Source organism: Plantactinospora sp. B5E13, from assembly GCF_039871775.1.
Lineage (GTDB): Bacteria > Actinomycetota > Actinomycetes > Mycobacteriales > Micromonosporaceae > Plantactinospora.
Map to the genome: position 1 here is coordinate 1 of NZ_JBDPLT010000047.1, position 20,846 is coordinate 20,846.

Sequence of the window (20,846 nt, forward strand, 5' to 3'; positions counted from 1 at the left end):
GCGCAGAAGGTGAAGGACGCCGGCGGCCCCCCCGACCCCCAAGCGTCCACGTCCCGGAGCCCACAATGACCCTCCTGACCGAAGAGCGCGCACCGCGCGTCCACGAGAAGACGCACAAGATCCGCGGCAAGGTACGCCTCCGTGAGCACCTGACGGGGTGGTTTTTCGTCGGGCCGTTCGGGATCGTCTTCCTCGCGTTCCTCATCGCGCCGCTGGGGTACGCGTTCTACCTCAGTCTCTTCCAGAAGAAGCTGATCGGCGGCACCAGCTTCGTCCTCTTCGACAACTACGTGAAGGCGTTCACCGACCCGAGCTTCCTGTCCGGCGCGTGGTTCGTCATCCGTTTCTCGCTCGTCGCCATCCCGCTGCAGATCGTCGTGGCACTCGCGATGGCGCTGATCCTGGACGCGGTGACGTCCCTGTTCACCCGCTTCTCCCGGCTCATGGTCTTCCTTCCGTACGCGATCCCGACGGTGATCGGGGCGGTGATGTGGGGCTTCCTGTACAGCAGGAGCTTCGGGCCGCTGACCGACGTCTTCGGTCTGTTCGGTGCGACCGCGCCCGACTTCCTGAGCAGAAACCTGATCTTCTACGGCCTGCTCAACATCGTCACGTGGCAGTGGGCCGGCTACTACATGATCATTCTGTACGCGGCCCTGCAGGGCATCGATCCGACGCTCTACGAGGCCGCCCGGATGGACGGCGCCGGGAGATGGCAGGTCGCGGTGCGGATCAAGATCCCGCTGATCGCCCCGGCGCTGATCCTGATCCTGGTCTTCTCGCTCATCGGCACCCTGCAGTTCTTCAACGAGCCGCAGATCCTGCGGTACCTCGCCGCCGGGACGATCGGCGCGGACTTCACCCCCAACATGTACGCGTACCAGCAGGCGTTCTCACTCGCGAACTTCAACTACGGGTCGGCGATCTCCTTCGCCCTCGGCGGGGTCGTCTTCATCGGCGTGTACGCCTTCCTGTTCTTCACCCGCAAGCGGAGGAGCTTCCTCTGATGACCGACCGCACCGGCGCCAGGGCATCCCACAGGCCGCAACGCCACCTTCCGCTCCAGCTCCTCCTCGGGTTCCTGGTGGTCTACTTCCTCGTACCGTTCTGGTGGATCATCGTCAACAGCTCGAAGGACGCCCCGGGCCTGTTCAGCGGCGGCAACACCCTGTGGTTCGCCGACCAGATCGACTACCTCGGCAACCTCAGACAGCTGTTCACGTACGACGGTGGCATCTACGGCAGGTGGATCCTCAACTCGACGCTGTACGCGCTCGCCGGCGGGGTCGGCGCCACGATCCTGGCCGTGATGGCCGGCTACGGATTCGCGAAGTACCGGTTCGCCGCGAGACGCTTCAGCTTCGCGGTCGTGCTCGGCGCGCTGATGGTGCCGACCACCGCCCTGGTCATCCCGACCTTCATTATGTTCTCCGAGCTCGGCCTGACGAACACGGTCTGGGCGGTCATCCTGCCCTCGCTGCTCAACCCGTTCGGGGTCTACCTGATGCACGTGTACGCGCGCGACGCGGTCCCCGACGAGATCCTGGACGCCGCCCGGGTCGACGGCGCCGGGGAGGTGCGCACGTTCCTGCAGATCGCACTGCCGCTGATGCGGCCGGCGGTGGTGACCGTGCTGCTCCTGTCCGCGGTGGCGTCGTGGAACAACTACTTCCTGCCGCTCGCCATGCTCTCCGACAACCGGCTCTTCCCCGTCACGGTCGGGCTCGGCCTCTGGCAGGGGGTCGCCTCCGGAAACAACGCGGGCACCACCTCCCTCTGGAGCCTCATCATCCTGGGCGCGCTCGTGTCGGTGATCCCGCTCATCATCGCGTTCTTCAGTCTCCAGCGGTACTGGCGCGGCGGACTGTCCGTCGGAGGGCTCAGGTAAACACCGACCTGCCGTCGACGGCGGTCGTCGCGGTCCGCCGGGCCCCGGGGTCAGCGAGTCCAGTGCCCGTCGTCGCGGCCGGTCAGGCGCGGGCCCGTCGGCGGTTCGGCGTACGGGGCCGGCCCGGTTGGTGTCCGGGCCGGCCCCGTGTCCGGCGTGGTGGTGCGTTACGGCGCGGAGACGCCGTCGAGGACGCCCACCGCGTCGGTGCCCGGGGCGACGACAAGCTTGCGGGTGAGGGTGTAGGAGCCACCCGCCGGCACGTCGACGTGGAACCGACTCATCACCCAGTTGCCCGCGGCGTAGATGTCGAAGGCGCTGGCCGGCGTGCCGTAGACGAGACCGAAAACCTGCGGGTCGCTCCCGGTCATGCCGAGGTACGGCTTGGTCGGGGCGTACGCCGCCGTCGTACCCGGCGCCACGACACCGACGCCCGGGATGACACTGGCCTGCCCGGCCGCGTCGTGGTCCATCGCGTCACCGGTCCACACGTCCAGCGGCGCCGAGCCGGAATTGCTCAGCTCCGTCGAGACGGTGGCGAAGGCATCGCCCGGCCGCAACGTGTACGTCGTCGTCGCCGTCAGGCCCGGGAAGCCCTTGACCGGCCCGGACACCCGGACGACAGCCTTGTCACCGGTCGCCTGGACGATCTGGACCTCGGTCGCCGCCACGGAACGGCTGTCCCACGCGTTGCTGCCGGTCGGCTGGGTCGCCGAGACGTAGGGCAGGTTGATCCAGTCGAACTGGTCGGCCATGCCCCGGACCGCGATGTCGACCGGCTTGCCGCGGGTCCCACCGGAGAGCTGCGAGTCGTTGTAGGCGTCGGCGATCGCCATCGAGAGCTTGTCGTTCTCGAGCACGACGTCGCCGTAACCCGCCTCGACCAGACCCGAGCCGATCTGCTTGCCGTAGCTCGCCTCGACCGTGACCGGCTTCAGCGCGACGTCGGCGACGCCGCTGCCGGCCGCCGGCACGGTGACCGTGGCGGTGGCCGTCTGGTGACCCGACTTGGACACCCGGAGGTCGTACCGGCCGGCCGGAGCCTTGACGCGGTACCTGCCCCCGGCGTCGGTGTCGGTGGTGGCGACCACCGTGCCGGCCTGTTCGAGCGCGACCCGGGCACCGGCGACGGCGGCGCCGGCCGCGGTGACCGAGCCGGCCGCGCGAGCGGCGTCGGGGACGGCGGCGTCGTGCAGGTCGATCTCGTCGACCCACCTCGCGATGGCGCCGGTCGGGTCGCCACCGGCGGTCGGGTAGTCGGTCAGGTGGTAGAAGCTGAACTGCCTGGTGGCACCGGGCGCCATCGTGACGTCGTAGTAGAGACCGTCGACGTAGCCGTACGCGCCGACCGCCGCCGGTGTGTCAAGCGCCCAGGCGAGACCGTGCGCGGCCTGGCCGTTCGTGGTGGCCGTGTCGGCGCCGACGTAGACGTAGTTCCCGGTCCAGCCCGAGGTCTTCATCCCCGGGTTGGTGCCGCCGAACCCGGGGATTCGGCCGTTGTCGACCGAACTGTCGGGGTCGATCATGTAGTTGAAGTAGCCCTGGTAGTCCGTCGTGCCGGTGTTGGTCAGCGTGACCGTCATCTTCACGATCGGCGCGTCGGGCAGGGTCTCGTAGCGGACCCGCGCCTTGATGGCCGGGTCCGCCCGGTACTGACCGTTGCCGACCACGGCGGCGCCGTCGACCGCGAGGTCGGGCAGGTCGAGCTGGTCGTTCGGCCGTTCCCACGAGTCGGGCGGCGTGAGGCTCGGACGCAGCAGCATCTCGCCCCAGTCGAGGGTCTCGGCGCCGTTGGCGTCGTTGAGCATGAGGTCCGACAGCGCACCCTGACCCAGACCGCCGACACCGTTGTTGCCGCCGACACCGTTGTCGCCAGCGGCGTACGGCGTCACGGACGCCCGGATCTTGTCGTTGGCCAGGTAGTAGTACTCGGTGCCGGAGACGGTGTCGGTGCGGGTGCTGCCGTTGCCGTAGTCCGGCGCGTACGTCGACTTTCCGGCGACCGGGTGGGTCACCTCGATCAGCTTCAGGTTGGCCGTCGTGGTGCCGGACGTGCCGACCGTGACGGTGGCCGCCGAGCGGTCGTCGGCGACCAGGCCACGCTTGGCCACGGCGACGGTCCAGGTCGACGCCGGCAGACCGATCCGGTAGTGGCCCCCGGCGTCGGTGCTGGTCACCGCGGTCTCCTGACCGGCGGCGACGGCGGTGACCTTCGCGCCGGCGACCGGCGCACCCGTCTCCGGGTCGCTGACGGTGCCGGTCACGGTCGCCCAGCGCTTCGCGGACTCGCCGCCCGGTACGTAGGCGTAGAGGTTGCCGTCCCAGGCGCCCGTCACGACGGTGTTGCCGCTGACGGCGGGGCCGGCGCCCACCCAGGTGCCGATCTCGTGGCTCCACAGGACCTGGCCGGTGTCGGTGGCCAGGGCGTAGAACCTGCCGTTGTTGGCGCCGACGAAGAGCGTGTTGCCGGCCACCACCGGGCTGGACATGACGCCACCGTGGTAGATGTCGCCGGGCAGCGCCCGCTCCCAGACGACGTTGCCGGTCGCGGCGTCGAGGGCGACGACGGCACCGCTCGGGAAGCCCATGTAGACGACGCCGTGGCGGACGGCCGCGGCGCTCGGCGTCGAGCCGCTCGAGACCAGCGAGGAGCGCGGGCTGCGGTAGGTCCAGAGCGTCGCGCCGGTCCTGGCGTCCCGGGCGACGATGCCGTTGTTGGCGCCGATGAAGACCCTGCCCTCGGCCGCGGTCGGTACGCCGTCCTGCCAGCTGCCGAGCGACTCGGTGCCGGTCCACTTGCGGGCGCCGGTGGCCAGGTCGTAGGCGAGCACCCGGTCGGCGGTCTCGTTGCCGACGTACACCGTGCCGTCCATGACGGCGGGGGTGCCGTCGCTCATGGTCGCGCCCGACATCGGGGAGGCCCAGAGCTGCCGTCCGGTCCGGGTGTCGAGCGCCTTGAGAACGCCCTGACTGCCGATGCCGAACCGGGTCTGGTACGGCCAGAGCACGGTGTGACCGGAGACAGCCGGCGAGTAGTAGCCGTAGGTGCGCTGGTTGTTCGGGGCCGGCGCCTGCTCGGGCACGGCCTTCCAGCGCAGCCTGCCGGTCTTCCCGTCGACGGCGTAGAGCTCCGAGCCGAGCGTCGGCGCGAAGATCAGGCCGTCACCGTAGGCGAGGCTGCCGTGGATCGACTGCGGCACCGTGAAGCTCCACAGCTCCTTGCCGTCGGTGAGCCGGACGGCGTGGATCCGGCTGTTGCCGTCGCCGTTCTCGTCACGGGTGCCGGCGTAGACGACGCCGTCGTGGATGACCGGCGACCCGGTGAGGAAGGTGCCCTCGGTACGGAAGCTCCAGGCCAGGCGGCGGCCGGCCTCCTGCGCCGGCGCGACACCGGAGTGGGCCTCGTTGCCGTGGTGCTGGTCCCAGTCGCCGCCGGCGACCGGCTTGAGCGCCGGCTCGCGGGTGAGGGTGAAGTCCGCCGACCGGGTCCAGGTCTTGCCCGCCGCGTCGACCACCTGCACGTCGACGCGGTGTTTACCGATCTTCCGCAGGTCTTTCGGCAGGTCGCTCTGCCAGGTGAACTCGCCACTGTGCCGCAGCGGCAGCCACTTCGTGCCGCCGTCGATCCGGTAGCGTGCCGAGACGACCTCGTCGCCGGTGTCGTAGGCGTTGACCTGGATGCCCGGGAACCTCGCCGCCGGCACGGTCGACCCCGGCGCGGGGCTGACGATGGTGAGGTGCTCGTTCTCGCCGTACATCCGGAACGGGTTGTCGAAGTCCGGGCCCGCCATGTGGATGTAGCGGAAGCCACGGGGCGCGTTGTCGATCGTGTACGAGCTCGACACGGTCTGGATGTGCTTGGCGGTCGAGGCGAACGCCGAGTTGTTCTCGACGTGGTTGGAGTGCTCGTGGCCGACCAGGATCAGCTGCGCCCGGTACTGCTCGAGCACGTCACCGAAGGCGTCGTACGTCGACGGCGAGCCGAACGGCACGTTCATCGGCTGGTGGGTGAGGACGACGACCTCGATGTCGTTCTTCGGGTCGTCGTCGAGCGGAACGTTCGCGGCGAGGTCGTCCCTGAGCCACGCCAACTCCTCGTCGAACGGCGCCGAGCCGTTGTTCTCCAGCACCACGAAGTGCCGGTTGCCGTAGTTGAACGAGTACCACTCCGGCCCGACGTTCCGGCGGTAGTTGTCGATCTTGTCGGCGTACGCCGACCCGCCCGCGTACTCGTGGTTGCCGACGGCCGGCCACACCCCGACATCCGACTGCTGGGCGCCCCGACGGTACGTGTCGAACTGCCCCTGGCTGGCGTCGTTGGTGAGGTCGCCGCTGACCGCGATGAACCGCAGGTCGGTGCCCGTGGAGTTGATCTCCCGGATCTGGTCGGGCAGCTGCGCGTTGACGTGCGGGTCGGCGATGTTCGCCCAGGAGAACCGGTCCCCGTCGGAGATCCGGTCGCGTTCCAGGGCGAAGTCTGCCGTGGGCGTCGCGCCGTCGGCGAGCTGGCCGAGGTTGGCCCAGAACCTGGGCTCCTTGAACTCGTCGAGGCCGAACCGGTAGCCGCGGGGCTGGGTGGCCCACACGATGTCGGTGGTGCGGCGGTCGGTCGAGATCGTCAGCGAGTAGCTGCCGTCGGCCGCGGTCGTGGTGGTGACCGTGCCGTCGGAGACCCGGACGCCGGCCAGACCGGCCTCGCCGTCGCTGCGGACGCCGTCGTGATTGGCGTCGACGTACACGACGCCGCCGACGGTGGCCTCCGGCGGGTCGATCGCGTACGCCACGTACGAGGTGAGTGGGCCCGCCACCACGCTGGCGGCGAGCCCCAGCGTGGTGGTGTACAGGACGACGCGCAGGCGCGCGCGTGTCCACGGTAACGAGGACATCGGGATCCTTCGCAGTGGGGGTTTGGACAGGTGTCAGGTCAGGATCGGCGTACGTTCGACGAACCAGACCAGACCGGCCCCGGCGACGGCGACGGTCGCCGCGACGGTGCCGAGCGTGAGGACGCGAGTGGCGGCCGGCGTGGTCGCCGCCCTGCGTAGGAACAGCAGCCCCGGGAAGACGAGCCCGATGACCGCCAACTGGACGAGTTCGATGCCGACGTTGAACGAGACCAGGCCGGTCAGCGTCGAGACCGACAGCGGCCCGTCGACGCGGAGCGCGCCCGCGAAACCGAGCCCGTGCAGCAACCCGAAACCGAAGACCACGGGCAGCCGATGGGTCGTCCTCGGCGAGAGCAGGTTGTCGACCGCGACGAACGCGATCGACAGCGCGATGAGCGGCTCGACGATCCACCCGGGCACGCTGACCCAGCCGACCGCGGCCAGCACCAGGGTCACCGAGTGGGCGAGCGTGAAGGCCGTGGCCACCTCGACGACGTCGCGCAGCCGCTTCGCGCCCAGCAGCAGTGCCAGCAGGAACAGCAGGTGGTCGAGTCCGAACAGCAGGTGCTCCGCCCCGAGCCGGACGAACCGGGGGATCTCGCCGAGCAGACCGCCGCGACCCACCGTGAAGCTGGTCCGGGCGGGGTCGAGCAACCTGGACCCACGGTGGCCGTCGATGTCGTAGGCCACCAACGTGGTCGTGTCGTCGACGACGCCGTCCGAGGCGCGGAAGATGTCGCTGCGGACGGTGAGCGCACCGGACGCCGGGCAGCCGTAGGCGAGCCCGACCCGCACCGCGCCGGAATCGGCGAGTTCGACGCGGGCGTTGTCCTCGGCGGTACACCCGATCGAGCTGCGGCGAAGGAGCAACCGCTCGCCGACGTACGCCGCCACGTCGCCCGCGTGCGCGTCCAGCGATCTGCGTCGTAGCTCGGTCGGCACCTCGGCGGCCGCGCCGTCCACGCCGTCGACGCCGACCGCGTCCGGCCCCAGGACTCCGTCGAGGCCCAGCAACCGGGCGAGGACGTCGTACTCCAGGTCGACGACAGCCACGAGGTCGTCGCCCTGGCCGCGCAGGTCGACCGCGACCGTGGTCACCTGGACGTGTGCCTGCGCCGGGGCGGGGACGACAAGCATGGCCACCAGGGCGGCGAGAAACGCCATCACGCGCACGGCAAGCACTTCCGTCGGGGGAGGGAACAGCGGTCGGCCGCCAACCCTGCAGCAGCCGCTCCACACCCGACAACTCGAGACGCCCCAGTTCACCGAAGTTTCCGCTGACGCTCACCCACCCGAACGTCGGGTGTTGGGGCGCCGAATGCCGGGGTTCGGGCCGCCGTCCGAGGGCCGCGTACGGTCGGTCAGGATCGGGGTGCGCGACAGCGTCGCCCGGTCGAATTTCCGGTACCTGTGGCGGCGACGACGGACGCGATCGCGCCTCGTCCTCATGCCCACGTCGGACGGCCTGGCCGAGCTGGTGTCCCACCTGGGCAAACATGTTTGCGGCGACTGCTCGGCCCCGTGGTGGTTACCGGAGCATTTCCGGAAGTTGTTGACAGCGTGGCTGGCCCGTTCCGATACTGGCCCTTTCTGGTGACATGCATGGCCATCTATCAAGCGGTGGGTATCGAGGAGGTCCTGTGGACAGCAGCCTGAGACAGCGTAGGAGAACCACCAGAATCGCCTTGCCGACGGCGGTGCTGTTGCTCGTCGGCGGCACCGTGACGATCCAGTCCGTCGGCACGGCGGCCGCGGCCGAGACCACGCTGCGGGCCGCGGCCGCCAACGCCGGGCTGTTCTTCGGCGTCGCCGCCTCACCCAACCGACTCACCTCCCTCGTCGGTCAGGAGTTCAGCCAGCTGACTCCCGAGAACGACATGAAGCCGGACAGGATCGCCACCTCGAGCGGAGGGCTGCAGAACACCGGCGGCGCGGACACCCTGGTCAACCATGCTCAGAGCAACAACATGCTGGTCCGTGGTCACACCCTGGTGTGGCACTCGCAGGCCGGCGCGTTGCAGGGTGCCAGCCAGGCGACGCTGAACACCTTCATCGGCAACGCCATCAACCGCTGGGGCAGCAGGATCGCGTACTGGGACGTCGTCAACGAGGCGTTGGAGGACAACAACACCGGCCGGCGCCGGAACCAGTGGCCACACACCATGAACCGGGACGCGAACGGCGACGGTGACTTCTTCGACGCCGGCGACACCGACGTCATCCGGGACTCGTTCATCCGGGCCAAGCAGGTCGTGCAGGCCGGCGGGCTGACCACCAAGCTCTGCATCAACGACTACGACGTCGAGGGCCTGACGGTCCAGGGCGGCACCCAGAACCGCAAGGCCAACGCGCTGTACGACATCGTCCGCACCTACCGGCAGTACATCGACTGCGTCGGGTTCCAGGCGCACTTCAACGACAACCCGAACAGCATCATCACCACCGACCTGCAGGCCAACATCCAGCGCTTCGCCGACCTCGGCGTCGAGGTGCACATCACCGAGCTCGACATCGACGACGACCTGAGCAACAACGACATCGGCGCCGGCCAGGCGGAGAACTACCGCAAGGTCGTCCGGGCCTGCCTGAACGTCGCGAGGTGCACCGGCATCACCGTCTGGGGCATCGCCGACAGCGAGTCGTGGCGATCCTCGGAACGGGGCCTGCTGTTCACCGGCGGCAGCGGGAACTACCAGAAGAAGGCCGCCTACCACGCGGTCCTCGACGAGCTGAACAAGGGCCGCGACGTCTCGACCGACCCGACGACACCGCCGGGCACCCCGACGACCCCGCCGGCCACCCCGACGACACCGCCGGTGTCGCCGACCACCCCGCCGACTCCGACCACCGGCTGCTCGGCCACGGTGTCGCTGAACTCCTGGACCGGCGGCTTCGTCGCCACCGTGCGGGTCACCGCCGGCTCCGCACCGATCACCGGGTGGAACGTCCGGCTCACCCTGCCGTCCGGGGCCACCGTGACCAACACCTGGAACGCCAACCGCTCCGGCACCAGCGGCACCGTGCAGTTCAGCAACGTCAGCTACAACGGCTCGGTCAACGCCGGCCAGACCACCGAGTTCGGCTTCCAGGGCACCGGGACGGCCACCGGCCTGACCCCGGTGTGCACCGCCTCCTGAGCACCACCTGTCCTGGACGGGCGGCTTGGTGCCCGTCCAGGACAGGTGAGACCGGTGGTGACGAGCCGGGTTCGTCGAGGTGACCAAGGGTCGATCAGTTCGACGAACCGCTCCAGCCACTCGTCGGGTACCGGATGACCTCGGTCCCGGCGGAGAACTCCTGGCCGGGCGGGTGGGACCGGGTCGTCCTCGAGGCCGACCCGGCCGACACGGTCCCCCGGGCGAGCGGTCACCCCGGGTGGATCCCGATCGCCGACGACGCCGGCGGCAACTTCCTCGTGGTCGACCTCGCACCGGCCCGTCACGGCCGGCCGGGCCAGGTCATCACGGCAGGCGTCGACTGGAGCACCCGGCCCGGGTACGTGGCCGAGCCGGTCACCGCCGTGCTGGCCGGCCGGGTCCGGTCGTCCGGCGATCCGACCTGCGGCTGGAAGGACGCGGCGGTGAGATCGACCTCGAACCGCTACGGCAGCTGCCGGACGTACAGGAACTTCGTCTGTACTACGGCCGGGTGAACACCGCCGAGCTCGCCGGGTTGCGCCGGCTGCGTTCGCTGTCGATGACCGCCCCGGCGGACCTCGTACCGCTGCGGGAGCTTCCGGTGGAGCACCTCCTGGTGCACCCCGGGTCGGACCTGGCCCCACTGGCCGGCCACCCGACGCTGCGCTCGCTGGGTCTGACCCAGAATGCCGCGCCGAGCGACCTGACGCCGCTGCGGACCGTCCCGAACCTGCACGGTCTGTCCCTCGCCAGCGCCGACGTGGCCGACCTGGCCGTACTGGCCGACCTGCCGTCACTGGTGTACCTGGAGCTGTCGTTCGACCAGTGGCGGCAACTCCGACGGCTGCTGGACGCCACCGGACTGCACGCGGCGACCCTCGCCGGCAACCCGACGCACCGGCAGGCCATCGAATGGCGATCCCTCTTCGACGCCGACCCGACGGGAACGGCCCACCGCACCAGGACCGCCCGGGGCCGCCTCTGAGCGCGGCCCCCGGACCGAAGAGTTCCGGCTCGCCGCGTCGGGCGCCAGGCGCGAGGGACACGTCCTCCGCCACCAGGCGGGTGGGATGCGGCACGGGCGGGTGGACTAGCCTGCCTGGTCATGGAGGCATCTGACGACCGGCTCGAGCTGGTCGTCGACCCGGCCCGGCCCACCGGCCGCACGCTCCTGGCCGGTGGCGTCGAGCAGTCGTACGTGGATCTCGCCGATCCCACGTACCTGCACTTCGAGTACGTCCGCCGAATGGCCACCGTGACCGATCTCGCCGCGCCGACCGGTGATCCGTTGGACGTGCTGCACCTCGGCGGCGGCGCACTGACGCTGCCCCGATATGTCGCCGCGACCCGGCCTGGTTCGGCGCAGGTGGTCGTCGAGCGGGACCCGGCCGTGGTCGAACTGGTGGGACGCGACCTGCCACCCCGACCAGCCGGTGTCGACGTACACGTCGCCGACGCCCGGGAGGCGGTCACCGCCGCCCCCGCCGGCGCGTACGACCTGGTGCTCGCCGACATCTACCGGGCGGCCCGGATGCCGCCGCACGTGGCCACCGTGGCGTTCGCCGCCGAGGTCGCCCGGGTACTGCGACCGGACGGCATCTACCTGGTCAACGTCACGGACCTGCCACCCCTGGCCCTCACCCGGGTACAGGCGGCCACCCTGCGGGCGGTCTTCGCGGACGTGTGTGTCGTCGCCGACCGCCGGATGCTACGCGGCCGGCGGTACGGCAACGTGGTGCTCGTCGCGGCGCCGCGCCCGCACCGGCTACCCGTGACCCGCCTGGCGGCACGGGCGCTGCGCGATCCGCTGCCCGGCGGCGTGCTGCACGGGCCGGCGCTCGACGGGTTCATCGCCGGCGCCCGGCCGCGCACCGACAACGCCGAGCGTTGAGTCCCGGTTCCGCCCGCCGTCATCGCCCAGCCGACTCCCTGACCGGCGTCACCCGCACGGTCAGAGCAGGGCGGCGTCGGCCAGATGCTTGCCGACCTGGGCGATCTCCATGCTGTCCAGCGGAAGCTGCGGGAGCGCGGTGGTCGGGTGGGCGATGATCCCGCGCAGGTGCAGGGCGGCCTTGAACGCGCCGAGCGCCGAGGAGCCGCGTCCCATCCGCGGGCCGCCGGCGTTCACCAGCCGGAAGAGGCGGAACAGCCGTTCCTGCTCTTTCCGCGCGCTCGCCCAGTCACCGCGGGCGGCGGCCTGGTAGAGCCGTACGTAGCCGTGCGGGTCGACGTTGCCCAGCCCCGGTACGACCCCGTCGGCCCCCATCCAGAGTGCCGAGTCGACGGTCAGCTCCGAGCCGGTGAACACGGCGAAGGCGTTGAGGTCCTGGTCCCGGCGGCGCAGGATCACGTCCCGCAGCCCACCGTCGTCGCCACTGGAGTCCTTGACCCCGGCGAGGGTGCCCTCCGCCGCCAGTTCCAGCAGCAGCTCCGGGCCGAGTTTCTGGTGCACCGACACCGGCAGGTCGTACGCGTACACGGGAGTCCCGGTCCGGTCGGCGACCGTCCGGAAGTGCAGCAGGATCTCGTTGGGGTGGGTACGTGTGTAGAAGGGGGCGGTGACCACCAGCCCGTACGCGCCGGCCTCGACCGCAACCCGCGCGTGGTCGAGGACCCGGGGTGTGGTCATGTCGATGACACCGGCCAGTACCGGCACCTGGCCGGCGACGTGTCCGAGCACCGTGTCGAGCACGATCCCGCGGTCCGCGTCCGGGAGGAAGGCGACCTCCGACGTCGAGCCGAGTACGAAGAGTCCGTCGACGCCGCCGTCGAGCAGGTGGTCCACCAACCGGGTCAGTGAGCCGGTGTCCACCTCGAGGTCGGGGGTGAGGGGGGTGCACACCGGGGGGACGACGCCGGACAGGGGGGCGGTGGTCATGGACGCTCCTGGGCTTGGCTGATCAGTTCGCGGTCGGTCGTGCCGTCGAGCACGGGGTGATGACACCGGTAGAGGTGCCCGTCGCGGCCGGCTTCGGCGGCCGGCAGTTCGGCGGCGCAGTGGTCGTCCGCCCGCCAGCACCGGGTACGGAAGGGGCAGCCGCTCGGCGGTCGGGTCGCCGACGGCACCGGCCCGGTCAGCGGGATCGGGTCGATCGGGGAGAGCAGACCCGGGGTGGCGGAGAAGAGTGCCCGGGTGTACGGGTGGCGGGCGCCGTGCGGGAGCGAACCGGCTGGCAGCTGTTCGACGATCCGGCCGAGGTACATCGTCACCACCCGGTCGCTCATCCGGCGTACCGTCTGGATGTCGTGCGAGACGAAGATCATCGCCAGGTTGAGCTGTTCCCTGAGGTCGAGCAGCAGGTTGAGGATCTGGGCCCGTACCGAGACGTCCAGCGCGCTGGTCGGCTCGTCGGCGACCAGCAGCCGCGGGCGTAGCGCCAGGGCCCGGGCGATCGCCACCCGCTGCCGCTGCCCGCCGGAGACCTGGCTGGGCAGCCGGTTGGCCACGCTTGCCGGCAGCCCCACCAGGTCGAGCAGCTCCCGGACCCGCTCCTCCCGGTCCTGCGGCGTTCGCCACCGGTGTACGTCGAGCGGGTCGCGGAGCACCTGCCGGATCGGCAGCCGCCGGTTGAGCGCGGTGGACGGATCCTGGAAGACCATTCCGGTGCTGGCGCCGACCGTCGACCGCCGGGTCGAGGGCGACATCGACCAGAGGTCCTGGCCGGCGAAGCGGACCGTGCCGGAGGTCGGCGGCTGGAGCCCGACCATGACCTTCGCCAGGGTGGATTTGCCGCAGCCGGACTCGCCGACCACTCCGACGGTCTCACCGGGGGCGATCCGGAGGTCCGTCCCGGTGAGCGCGTGGACGCGGTCACGCCGGAACAGACCGCCGGAACGGGCCCGGTGTACGACGTGTACGTCTGCGAGTTCCACCAGGGCGGCGGCGGGGTGTGGCGCGGTCATCGGACCTCCGTCCGGCTGGTCGGCACGGACGCGGCGGTGTCCGGGGGTTCGTGGTCCACGTCTGGGGTCGGGACCGCCAGGGCCGGATGGTGGCAGGCGACCGCGTGATCCAGGGAGCCGACCAGCCGGGGCGACTCGACCCGACAGACCTCGGTGGCCATCGGACAGCGGTCGGCGAACCGGCACCCGGCGGGGAAGTCCGCCGGGGACGGGACCACGCCGCGGATCTGGGTCAGCCGGTCGGCGCCGGCTTCCAGCGACAGCACCGCGCCGAGCAGTCCCCGGGCGTAGTGGTGCGCGGGCGCGCCGACCAGCGTCGCGGTGACACCACTCTCGACGATCTGGCCGCCGTACATCACCACCACCCGGTCGGTGACGTCCGCGACCAGGGCGAGGTCGTGTGAGACGAGGATCAGGGCGAAGCCGAGTTCGGTCCGGAGCCGGAGCAGGAGTTGGATCACCTGCGCCTGCACGGTCACGTCCAGCGCGGTGGTCGGTTCGTCGGCGATGATCAGTCGTGGGTCGCGGGAGAGTGCCATCGCGATCAGGACCCGTTGCCGCTGGCCACCGGAGAGCTCGTGTGGGTAGGCGGAGAGGGTACGGGCCGGGTCGAGCCCGACCAGTTCCAGCAGCTCAGTCGGGCTGCGTCGACCGCCCCGGCGGACGACCTGCTTCAACTGCGCCCGGATGGTCATCGCCGGGTTCAGCGAGGAGAGCGCGTCCTGGTAGATCATCGCCATGTGGTGGCCGAGCAACCGGCGCCGGGCGGCGGGGGAGAGGGTGAGCAGGTCCTGACCGTCGAAGCGAATCTCGCCCCGGACCCGGGCGCCGCGCGGCTGGAGCCCCATGACGGTCAGCGCGGTCAACGACTTGCCACAGCCGGACTCGCCGACCAGGCCGAGTACCTCGCCCGGGCGTACGTCGAAGGAGATGCCCGCCACGATGTCCACGTCGTCGTGTCGGCCGTCGAAGCCGACAGCCAGTCCGTTCACCCGCAGGATCGGCTCGCCCTGTGGGAGCGGGCGGGCGCGTTCGGCGATCCGGCGGGCCGCCTCGGCGAGCCCGGGCAGCGGGGTGATCTCTGCAAAGCCGGGCCGGGCCTGCTCCAGCACGTCCACGTCCTCGCCCTGGCGGACGGGCTCGGCGCGGCGGGCGGCCGGCGCGGCCCAGGCATCCGAGACACCTTCGGCGAGGACGTTCAACGCCAGCACCGTGAGCAGGATCAGCAGCCCGGGGAAGACGGTGGCCCACCAGCCGCCGAGCAGCACCATGTTGCGGCCGTCGGCGATGACGCTGCCCCAGGAAGGGGCGGGTGGGCGTACGCCGGCGCCGATGAAGGACAGGGACGCCTCGAAGACGATCGCGTCGGCCACCATCACGGTGCAGAAGACCAGGATCGGCGCGGCGCAGTTGATGGCGACGTGTCTGACCAGGATGTGTGGCGTGCGGGCCCCGATGACCCGTTCGGCGGCGACGTAGTCCTCGCCGTACTGGGCCAGGACGTTGGCGCGTACCACCCGGGCCACGGACGGCATGTAGAGGAACGCGATGGCCAGCACCAGTACGCCGATGCCGCCGCCGAAGACCGCGACGAGGACGGCGGCGAGCGCGATCCCGGGGAACGCCATCACCACGTCCAGCCCGCGCATCAGCGCCTCGTCGACGGCGCGGCGGGAGGTGGCCGCGACCGCGCCGACCACCGCCCCGACGACCAGTGCGATGGCGGTCGCGCCGAGGCCGATCAGCAGTGACCAGCGTGCGCCGTAGAGCAGTCGGGTGAGGATGTCCCGGTTGGCGCTGTCCAGGCCCATCCAGTGCGTCGCGCTCGGACCGCCGCCGGAGATCTCCTGCACGTACGGCGAGTGCGGCGCGATCAGCGGTGCCAGGAGCGCGGCGAGGGCGACCACGGCCAGCACGGCGATGGAGATCCACGAGGGCGGGCCGAGTCGGCGGAACCGGATGCCGGGCCGGGACAGCCGTCCTGCCAGCCCGGGGCGCATCCCGCGCGGGCGGGTGTCGCGTCCGGTGCCGGCCGGCCCGCCGCCGGCCGCCGTCTCGGTCGTGTCGTCGGGTGTCACGCGGCGCTCCTGATTCGGGGGTTGACCAGCAGGTAGAGGAGGTCGACGACCAGGTTCACCACCACGAAGCCGGTGGCGATGGTCAGCACCACGCCCTGTACGACGGCCGGGTCGCCGTCCCGGACGGCGTTGATCATGAGTTGTCCCATGCCGGGCAGCGAGTAGATGGTCTCGATGACCACCGCGCCGCCGAGCAGGTAGCCGACCCGCAGGCCGAGTACGGTCAACGGGTTGATCAGCGCGTTGCGCAGGACGTTGCGGCCGATCACCACGATCGGCGGCAGCCCGCTGCCGATTGCGGTGCGGACGTAGTCCCTGTCGAGTTCCTCGACCATCGAGGTACGGATGATCCGGGTGAGCTGTGCGGCGACCGGCAGCGACAGGGAGAGCGCCGGCAGGGTGAGCGAGCGGAGCCAGCCGGTGAACGAGTCGGCGGGGTTGATGTAGCCGCTGGTGGGGAACCAACCCCGGTCGACGGCCAGCCACTGGATCATCAGCAGGGCCAGCCAGAACGCCGGTGCGGCGACGCCGACCAGCGACACGAGCCGGATGAGCTGGTCCGGCCAGCGGTCCCGGAAGATCGCCGCGGTGACCCCGAGGACCAGCGAGAGGACGATCGCGACGGCCAGCCCGAGGAAGGTCAGTTGCAGGGTGAGCGGCAGGGCGGTGAGCACCGAGTCGAGTACCGGGGCCTTGGTCAGCACGCTGGTGCCCAGGTCGCCGTGCAGCAGGTCGCCGACGAACCGCAGGTAGCGTACGGGCAGCGGGTCGAGCAGGCCGTTCTCGACCCGGAACTGGTGCAGCTGTTCCGGGGTCGGGTTGGCGCCCTGGAAGTAGGCGTACTCGGGTTTGTTGTCCGAGAACCGCATCACGAGGAAGACGAAGAGGATGACGCCCAGCAGCAGCGGGATCAGGATGAGTGTGCGGCGCACCAGCATTCTGGCGATGACTGCCACGGGTGACTCCTGGGTCGGCCGGTTCGGGGGTGGGCGGCGGGGGCGGCCGGGGGCGGCGCCGCCCCCCGGTCAGACGCGCTGTGACTGCAGCAGGGTGATTCCGGGGTACGCCTGCGGGCGTACGCCGGTGAGCTTTTTCGGGTCCCAGGCGGTCATCAGTTCGGTGTGCACGACCGGGTAGAGCACCGCCTGCTCCGCGACGAGGTCCAGGTACTGGTGCACGAGTTGGAGCTTGCGGGCCGGGTCGGGCTGCTGGGCCGCCCGGTCCATGAGGTCGAAGAGGCTCTTCGCCGCCGGGCTGGCGTCCCACTTGGTGTATTTCATCCAGGTGCCGCCGGACGTGTAGTTGTAGCGCAGGATCAGGTCGGCGTCCAGGCCGAACTGGTTCGGGTTGGACGCCGCGGCCACCACCTGGTACGACTGCGACTGGTCCATCTTGGTGAACAGCGCGGCGGTGTCCTGCGGTTCCAGGGTGGTCTGTACCCCGATGGCCGACCAGGAGTTGGCGATGGTGGGCAGGCAGTCGGCGATCCAGCTGACGTTCACCGCCATCAGGGTGACCTTCAGGTCGTTCACCCCGGCCGCCGCGAGCAGCGCCTTCGCCTTGTCCGGGTCGTGGCTGTAGACGGTCTTCGCCCGGGCGTACGACGGGTTCTCGGCGTTGAGGAAGCTGGTGGCCGGCGCACCGTGCCCCTTGAGCGCGACGTCGATCATCTTCTGGGTGTCGATGGCGTACAGCAGCGCCTGGCGCACCCGCACGTCGTCGAACGGCTGCTGGGCGGTGTTGAACATCAGGAACATGTGGTTCATGCCCTTGCCGCCCTCGACCGTCAGGCCACCGTCGCGTAGTTGGTCGATGTTGGCGTACGGGATGTTGTCGGCGATCTGCGCCTCGGCGCGGCCGCCGGAGATCTTGGCCACCCGGGCGGAGGCGTCCACGATAGACAGCCAGTTCATCCGCTTGACGGTCGGCCTACGCGGTCCGTTGTAGTCGGCGAACGCCTCGAAGGTGGTGTTGGAGGTCGGGTTGTGCGCGACCATCCGGTACGGGCCGGAGCCGATCGCCGTGCCGGACTTCGCGGCGTCCCAGCCGCCGGGCGCGCCGAAGACGTGCTTCGGCATGATCTTGGCGATCGTCAGGCGTCGCAGCGCGTCCGGGAACGGGAACTTGAAGACCAGCTCGACGGTGCTCTCGTCGACCTTGCGTACCTCCTGCAGCCAGGCGCCGAAGAAGGAGCGGACCAGCACGTTCGCGGCCGGGTCGAGGACCCGCTCGAAGCTGAAGAGTACGTCGTCGACGGTGACCGGCTGGCCGTCGTGCCACTTGGCGCCGGCCCGGAGGGTGAAACGCCAGGTGGTGGCGGCGAGGTCGGACGGCAGCGCGGTGCCGAGCGCCGGGTAGGGTTCCCGGGTGATCGGGTCGGTGTCGACCAGACCCTCGTAGATGTGGTTGTTGGCGGCCATGGAGAAGGCGGACGCCGTCATCGTCGGGTCCCAGCTCTGGTTGTTGCCGTAGCCGATGACGGCGGTGACGAGGTCCTTGTCGGCGCCGGCACCGGCCGAGCCGGTCGAGGCGGGGCCGCTGCACGCGGAGACCGTCGCGGAGATGGCCGCGGCGGTGCCCAACGTCCCGCTGTAGCGCAAGAAGTCACGGCGGCTGAGGACGCGCCGGGAAACCGGGTCGCTCACTATGCCTCCTGGATTGCCATCGAAGTGGGGTGGCGGTGCTGACATTGGACGTCCTACATCCCATGTCCGGTATAGTGGGAGGCTAGGGGCCGGCGTCGCCGTCGGTCAAGGGCCAACGTCCAGGAGATGTCCGTGGTGTTTCAGGATGGGCGCCAGCGTCGCGGTGCCGCCGGGCCTCCCCCCGAACCGGCGCACGCCGGTCCTGTCGTTCGGCGCCGTCGGCTCAGCCGGGCGGTCGAGGTCCAGGAGGCGGTCAAGGTCCTGATCCTGGAACGTGGCCTGACCGCCGGCGACCCGTTGCCCACCGAGTCCGAGTTGATGGAGGAGTTGGGCATCGGCCGCAACTCGGTCCGGGAGGCGCTCAAGGTCCTCCAGGCCCTCGGCATCGTCGAGATCCGGCACGGCTTCGGCATGTTCGTCGGCCGGATGTCGCTCAGCGGCCTCGTTGACGAGCTGGCCTTCCACAGCCGGATCACGCTGCAGGAGGAGCGCAACCACCTCGGTCACCTGATCGAGATCAGGGAGATCCTGGAGAGCGGGCTGGCCCAGCGCCTGATCGACGGGCACGGCGGCGACGACCTGGTCGGACGGCTCACACCAGCTCGCGAACTGATCGAGCGGATGGAGGCGGAGGCGCGTGTCGGCGCCGTTACCCCGGAAACCGACCGGCTCTTCCACGACGTGCTCTACCGCCCGTTGGGCAACCCGCTGGTGGGCCAGCTCCTCGGCGCGTTCTGGGAGGTCTACCACCAGCTCGGCGACGACCTGGGGCCGCCGGACGAGGCGCCGGCAGACGTCGCCCGCAAGCATCGGGACATCTACACCGCGGTGATCACGGGGGACCGGCCGGCGGCCGAGGCGGCGATGCGGGCGCATTTCGCCGGGGTACGCGAGCGCCTCGCCCGGCTGGGCCGAGGCTGACGGGGCGTCCCGGATGGCGGACACGACCGTGTTCCGCCATCCGGGACGACGAACCTCGGTCAGGTCAGGTCGCGTACCGGGACCCGGCGGAACGTGATCGTCTCGTTGGCGCCGAAGTCCCCGGTCTCGTACAGCACGCCGAGGGTGGCGCTGTCGAGCTGGACAAGATCGGAGTACGCGGCCGGCAGACCCGACAGGGCCAGGGCCGGTTCGAACGTGACGCCCCGGTCGTGGCTGACCCGCAACGTCAACGCGGCCCGGCTGGTCGGGTCCGCCGGTCCGGAGTAGACCAGCGGAGCGTTCCGGCCGGTCAGTTGCAGGACACTGCCCTGCACCACCGGCCCGGCCAGGGTGGCCTGCGGACGGAACGGGACGGTCAGGCTCGCGCCGCCGTCGGCGCTGTACGCGTCCGCGCGGTTTCCTGGCGCGGTGCCGTTGTGCTCCCGGGTGTTGAGGTAGATTCGCCCGTCCGGCAGTTCGGTAGCCGTCGTCTCGTTGACGTTGACGTAGCCGTCGGTGTTGTCGTCGACGTACCCGATCCGCCAGGTCCCGCCGTTGTCGTCGCTGTAGAGCGAGTGCCCGCCGTAGTACTTCGCCTCGGAGCCGAGGTCGGGTGAGCCGGCGGGCGGCGCGATCGAGTGGTTGGCCGGGACCACCAGACGCCCGGCGTGCGTACCCCGGGTGAGTCGGATGGCGTGCCCGGGCCCGGTGGCGTACCAGCGCCAGTTCGGCAGCTTGGCGTCGGCGGTGATCTCCCGGGGCGCGGTCCAGGTGACGCCCTCGTCGTCGCTGTACTGGACGAAGACCCGTCGACTCTGCTCGGCGGTGACCTCGCCACGCAGGATCATCGCCTCGGTCGCCGTACCGGCGTTGTAGGTGGTGAGCAACACGATCCGGCCGTCGGTGGTGCGCACCGGGGCGGGGTTTCCGGCGGTGTCGGGACCACTGTCGTGGACCACCCGCAGCGGACCCCAGGTGCAGCCTCCGTCGGTGGAGCGCTTCACCACCGTGTCGATGTTGCCGGCGTCGGCGAGCCCGGCCAGCCGCCCCTCGGCGAAGGCGAGCAGCGCACCGGAGCGGGTGGCGATGACGGCCGGGATCCGGAACGCGTTGTACCCCTCGGCACCGGAGGTGTACGGCACCGAGGTCGCGCAGGAGGGGCGGGCTCCCACCGCGGGGACGCTCGCGGTGACGGTGGCGGCGAGGACCAGGGCGACGCCGGTCGCGGCCAGGGCCCAGCGCCGCGGATGTGCGGTCATGCTCGGTAGTCCCTTCTCTAGACATAGGATGTCCTATGTCACCGAGACGTTAAGCAGACGTGTCCCGATCGTCAAGCGGGTCGTCCTCCGACGCCGCTCTGGGTAGTGGACATCCCACGTCCGACATAG

15 protein-coding genes are annotated in these 20,846 nt (G+C 70.5%); 7 read left to right on the forward strand and 8 right to left on the reverse strand.

Going from position 1 to position 20,846, the window contains the following annotated elements; all coding sequences use genetic code 11:
* Nucleotides 1-65: 65 nt before the first annotated feature.
* Both ABGB05_RS29750 and ABGB05_RS29755 read left to right on the forward strand, forming a co-directional pair.
* A complete protein-coding gene (locus ABGB05_RS29750; protein WP_347657240.1) occupies nucleotides 66-1,007 on the forward strand; it encodes a sugar ABC transporter permease in 942 nt (313 codons plus the stop codon).
* Complete coding sequence (locus tag ABGB05_RS29755) at nucleotides 1,007-1,888, forward strand: carbohydrate ABC transporter permease (protein WP_347657241.1); 882 nt, start codon at nucleotides 1,007-1,009, stop codon at nucleotides 1,886-1,888. The genes ABGB05_RS29750 and ABGB05_RS29755 overlap by 1 nt, the downstream gene beginning before the upstream one ends.
* Nucleotides 1,889-2,055: 167 nt before the next feature.
* Here ABGB05_RS29755 and ABGB05_RS29760 read toward each other — a convergent pair whose 3' ends face one another.
* On the reverse strand, nucleotides 2,056-6,774 hold the full coding sequence (locus ABGB05_RS29760) for a PQQ-binding-like beta-propeller repeat protein (RefSeq protein WP_347657242.1): 4,719 nt from the start codon (nucleotides 6,772-6,774) through the stop codon (nucleotides 2,056-2,058).
* A gap of 33 nt (nucleotides 6,775-6,807) precedes the next feature.
* Complete coding sequence (locus tag ABGB05_RS29765; protein WP_347657243.1) at nucleotides 6,808-7,938, reverse strand: HupE/UreJ family protein; 1,131 nt, start codon at nucleotides 7,936-7,938, stop codon at nucleotides 6,808-6,810.
* Nucleotides 7,939-8,414: 476 nt separating this feature from the next.
* Between ABGB05_RS29765 and ABGB05_RS29770 the strand changes: the two genes are divergently transcribed.
* From ABGB05_RS29770 to ABGB05_RS29785, 4 genes are all read left to right on the forward strand, one after another.
* Nucleotides 8,415-9,911: an endo-1,4-beta-xylanase gene (locus ABGB05_RS29770; RefSeq protein ID WP_347657244.1), complete on the forward strand. Its 1,497-nt coding sequence runs from the start codon at nucleotides 8,415-8,417 to the stop codon at nucleotides 9,909-9,911.
* Between the two features lie 134 nt (nucleotides 9,912-10,045).
* Complete coding sequence (locus tag ABGB05_RS29775) at nucleotides 10,046-10,426, forward strand: SMI1/KNR4 family protein (protein WP_347657245.1); 381 nt, start codon at nucleotides 10,046-10,048, stop codon at nucleotides 10,424-10,426.
* Complete coding sequence (locus tag ABGB05_RS29780; protein ID WP_347657246.1) at nucleotides 10,423-10,896, forward strand: hypothetical protein; 474 nt, start codon at nucleotides 10,423-10,425, stop codon at nucleotides 10,894-10,896. Before ABGB05_RS29775 ends, ABGB05_RS29780 begins: the two co-directional genes overlap by 4 nt.
* A gap of 120 nt (nucleotides 10,897-11,016) precedes the next feature.
* Nucleotides 11,017-11,802: a fused MFS/spermidine synthase gene (locus ABGB05_RS29785; RefSeq protein WP_347657247.1), complete on the forward strand. Its 786-nt coding sequence runs from the start codon at nucleotides 11,017-11,019 to the stop codon at nucleotides 11,800-11,802.
* A gap of 60 nt (nucleotides 11,803-11,862) precedes the next feature.
* Here ABGB05_RS29785 and ABGB05_RS29790 read toward each other — a convergent pair whose 3' ends face one another.
* The 5 genes from ABGB05_RS29790 to ABGB05_RS29810 form a co-directional block, all read right to left on the reverse strand.
* Nucleotides 11,863-12,789, reverse strand: coding sequence for a dihydrodipicolinate synthase family protein (locus ABGB05_RS29790; RefSeq protein WP_347657248.1), 927 nt, complete (start codon nucleotides 12,787-12,789; stop codon nucleotides 11,863-11,865).
* On the reverse strand, nucleotides 12,786-13,814 hold the full coding sequence (locus ABGB05_RS29795) for an ABC transporter ATP-binding protein (RefSeq protein ID WP_347657249.1): 1,029 nt from the start codon (nucleotides 13,812-13,814) through the stop codon (nucleotides 12,786-12,788). The genes ABGB05_RS29790 and ABGB05_RS29795 overlap by 4 nt, the downstream gene beginning before the upstream one ends.
* Nucleotides 13,811-15,892: a dipeptide/oligopeptide/nickel ABC transporter permease/ATP-binding protein gene (locus ABGB05_RS29800; protein ID WP_347657250.1), complete on the reverse strand. Its 2,082-nt coding sequence runs from the start codon at nucleotides 15,890-15,892 to the stop codon at nucleotides 13,811-13,813. The genes ABGB05_RS29795 and ABGB05_RS29800 overlap by 4 nt, the downstream gene beginning before the upstream one ends.
* On the reverse strand, nucleotides 15,889-16,848 hold the full coding sequence (locus ABGB05_RS29805; protein WP_347657251.1) for an ABC transporter permease: 960 nt from the start codon (nucleotides 16,846-16,848) through the stop codon (nucleotides 15,889-15,891). The genes ABGB05_RS29800 and ABGB05_RS29805 overlap by 4 nt, the downstream gene beginning before the upstream one ends.
* Before the next feature lie 69 nt (nucleotides 16,849-16,917).
* Nucleotides 16,918-18,537 (reverse strand): ABC transporter substrate-binding protein, encoded by a 1,620-nt coding sequence (locus ABGB05_RS29810; RefSeq protein ID WP_347657252.1) that lies wholly within the window; start codon nucleotides 18,535-18,537, stop codon nucleotides 16,918-16,920.
* Nucleotides 18,538-18,669: 132 nt separating this feature from the next.
* Between ABGB05_RS29810 and ABGB05_RS29815 the strand changes: the two genes are divergently transcribed.
* Entirely contained in the window at nucleotides 18,670-19,458 is a 789-nt protein-coding gene (locus tag ABGB05_RS29815) for a FadR/GntR family transcriptional regulator (RefSeq protein WP_347657253.1), read from the forward strand.
* A gap of 59 nt (nucleotides 19,459-19,517) precedes the next feature.
* Here the strand turns inward: ABGB05_RS29815 and ABGB05_RS29820 are convergent, their stop codons facing one another.
* Complete coding sequence (locus tag ABGB05_RS29820; RefSeq protein ID WP_347657254.1) at nucleotides 19,518-20,717, reverse strand: sialidase family protein; 1,200 nt, start codon at nucleotides 20,715-20,717, stop codon at nucleotides 19,518-19,520.
* Nucleotides 20,718-20,846 lie beyond the last annotated feature (129 nt).

Coding starts and splice junctions, on each gene's coding strand:
- ABGB05_RS29765 (WP_347657243.1), bottom strand. CDS start 7,938: ATGGCGTTTCTCGCCGCCCTGGTGGCCATGCTTGTCGTCCCCGCCCCG.
- ABGB05_RS29775 (WP_347657245.1), top strand. CDS start 10,046: ATGACCTCGGTCCCGGCGGAGAACTCCTGGCCGGGCGGGTGGGACCGG.
- ABGB05_RS29820 (WP_347657254.1), bottom strand. CDS start 20,717: ATGACCGCACATCCGCGGCGCTGGGCCCTGGCCGCGACCGGCGTCGCC.
- ABGB05_RS29785 (WP_347657247.1), top strand. CDS start 11,017: ATGGAGGCATCTGACGACCGGCTCGAGCTGGTCGTCGACCCGGCCCGG.
- ABGB05_RS29750 (WP_347657240.1), top strand. CDS start 66: ATGACCCTCCTGACCGAAGAGCGCGCACCGCGCGTCCACGAGAAGACG.
- ABGB05_RS29790 (WP_347657248.1), bottom strand. CDS start 12,789: ATGACCACCGCCCCCCTGTCCGGCGTCGTCCCCCCGGTGTGCACCCCC.
- ABGB05_RS29755 (WP_347657241.1), top strand. CDS start 1,007: ATGACCGACCGCACCGGCGCCAGGGCATCCCACAGGCCGCAACGCCAC.
- ABGB05_RS29795 (WP_347657249.1), bottom strand. CDS start 13,814: ATGACCGCGCCACACCCCGCCGCCGCCCTGGTGGAACTCGCAGACGTA.
- ABGB05_RS29760 (WP_347657242.1), bottom strand. CDS start 6,774: ATGTCCTCGTTACCGTGGACACGCGCGCGCCTGCGCGTCGTCCTGTAC.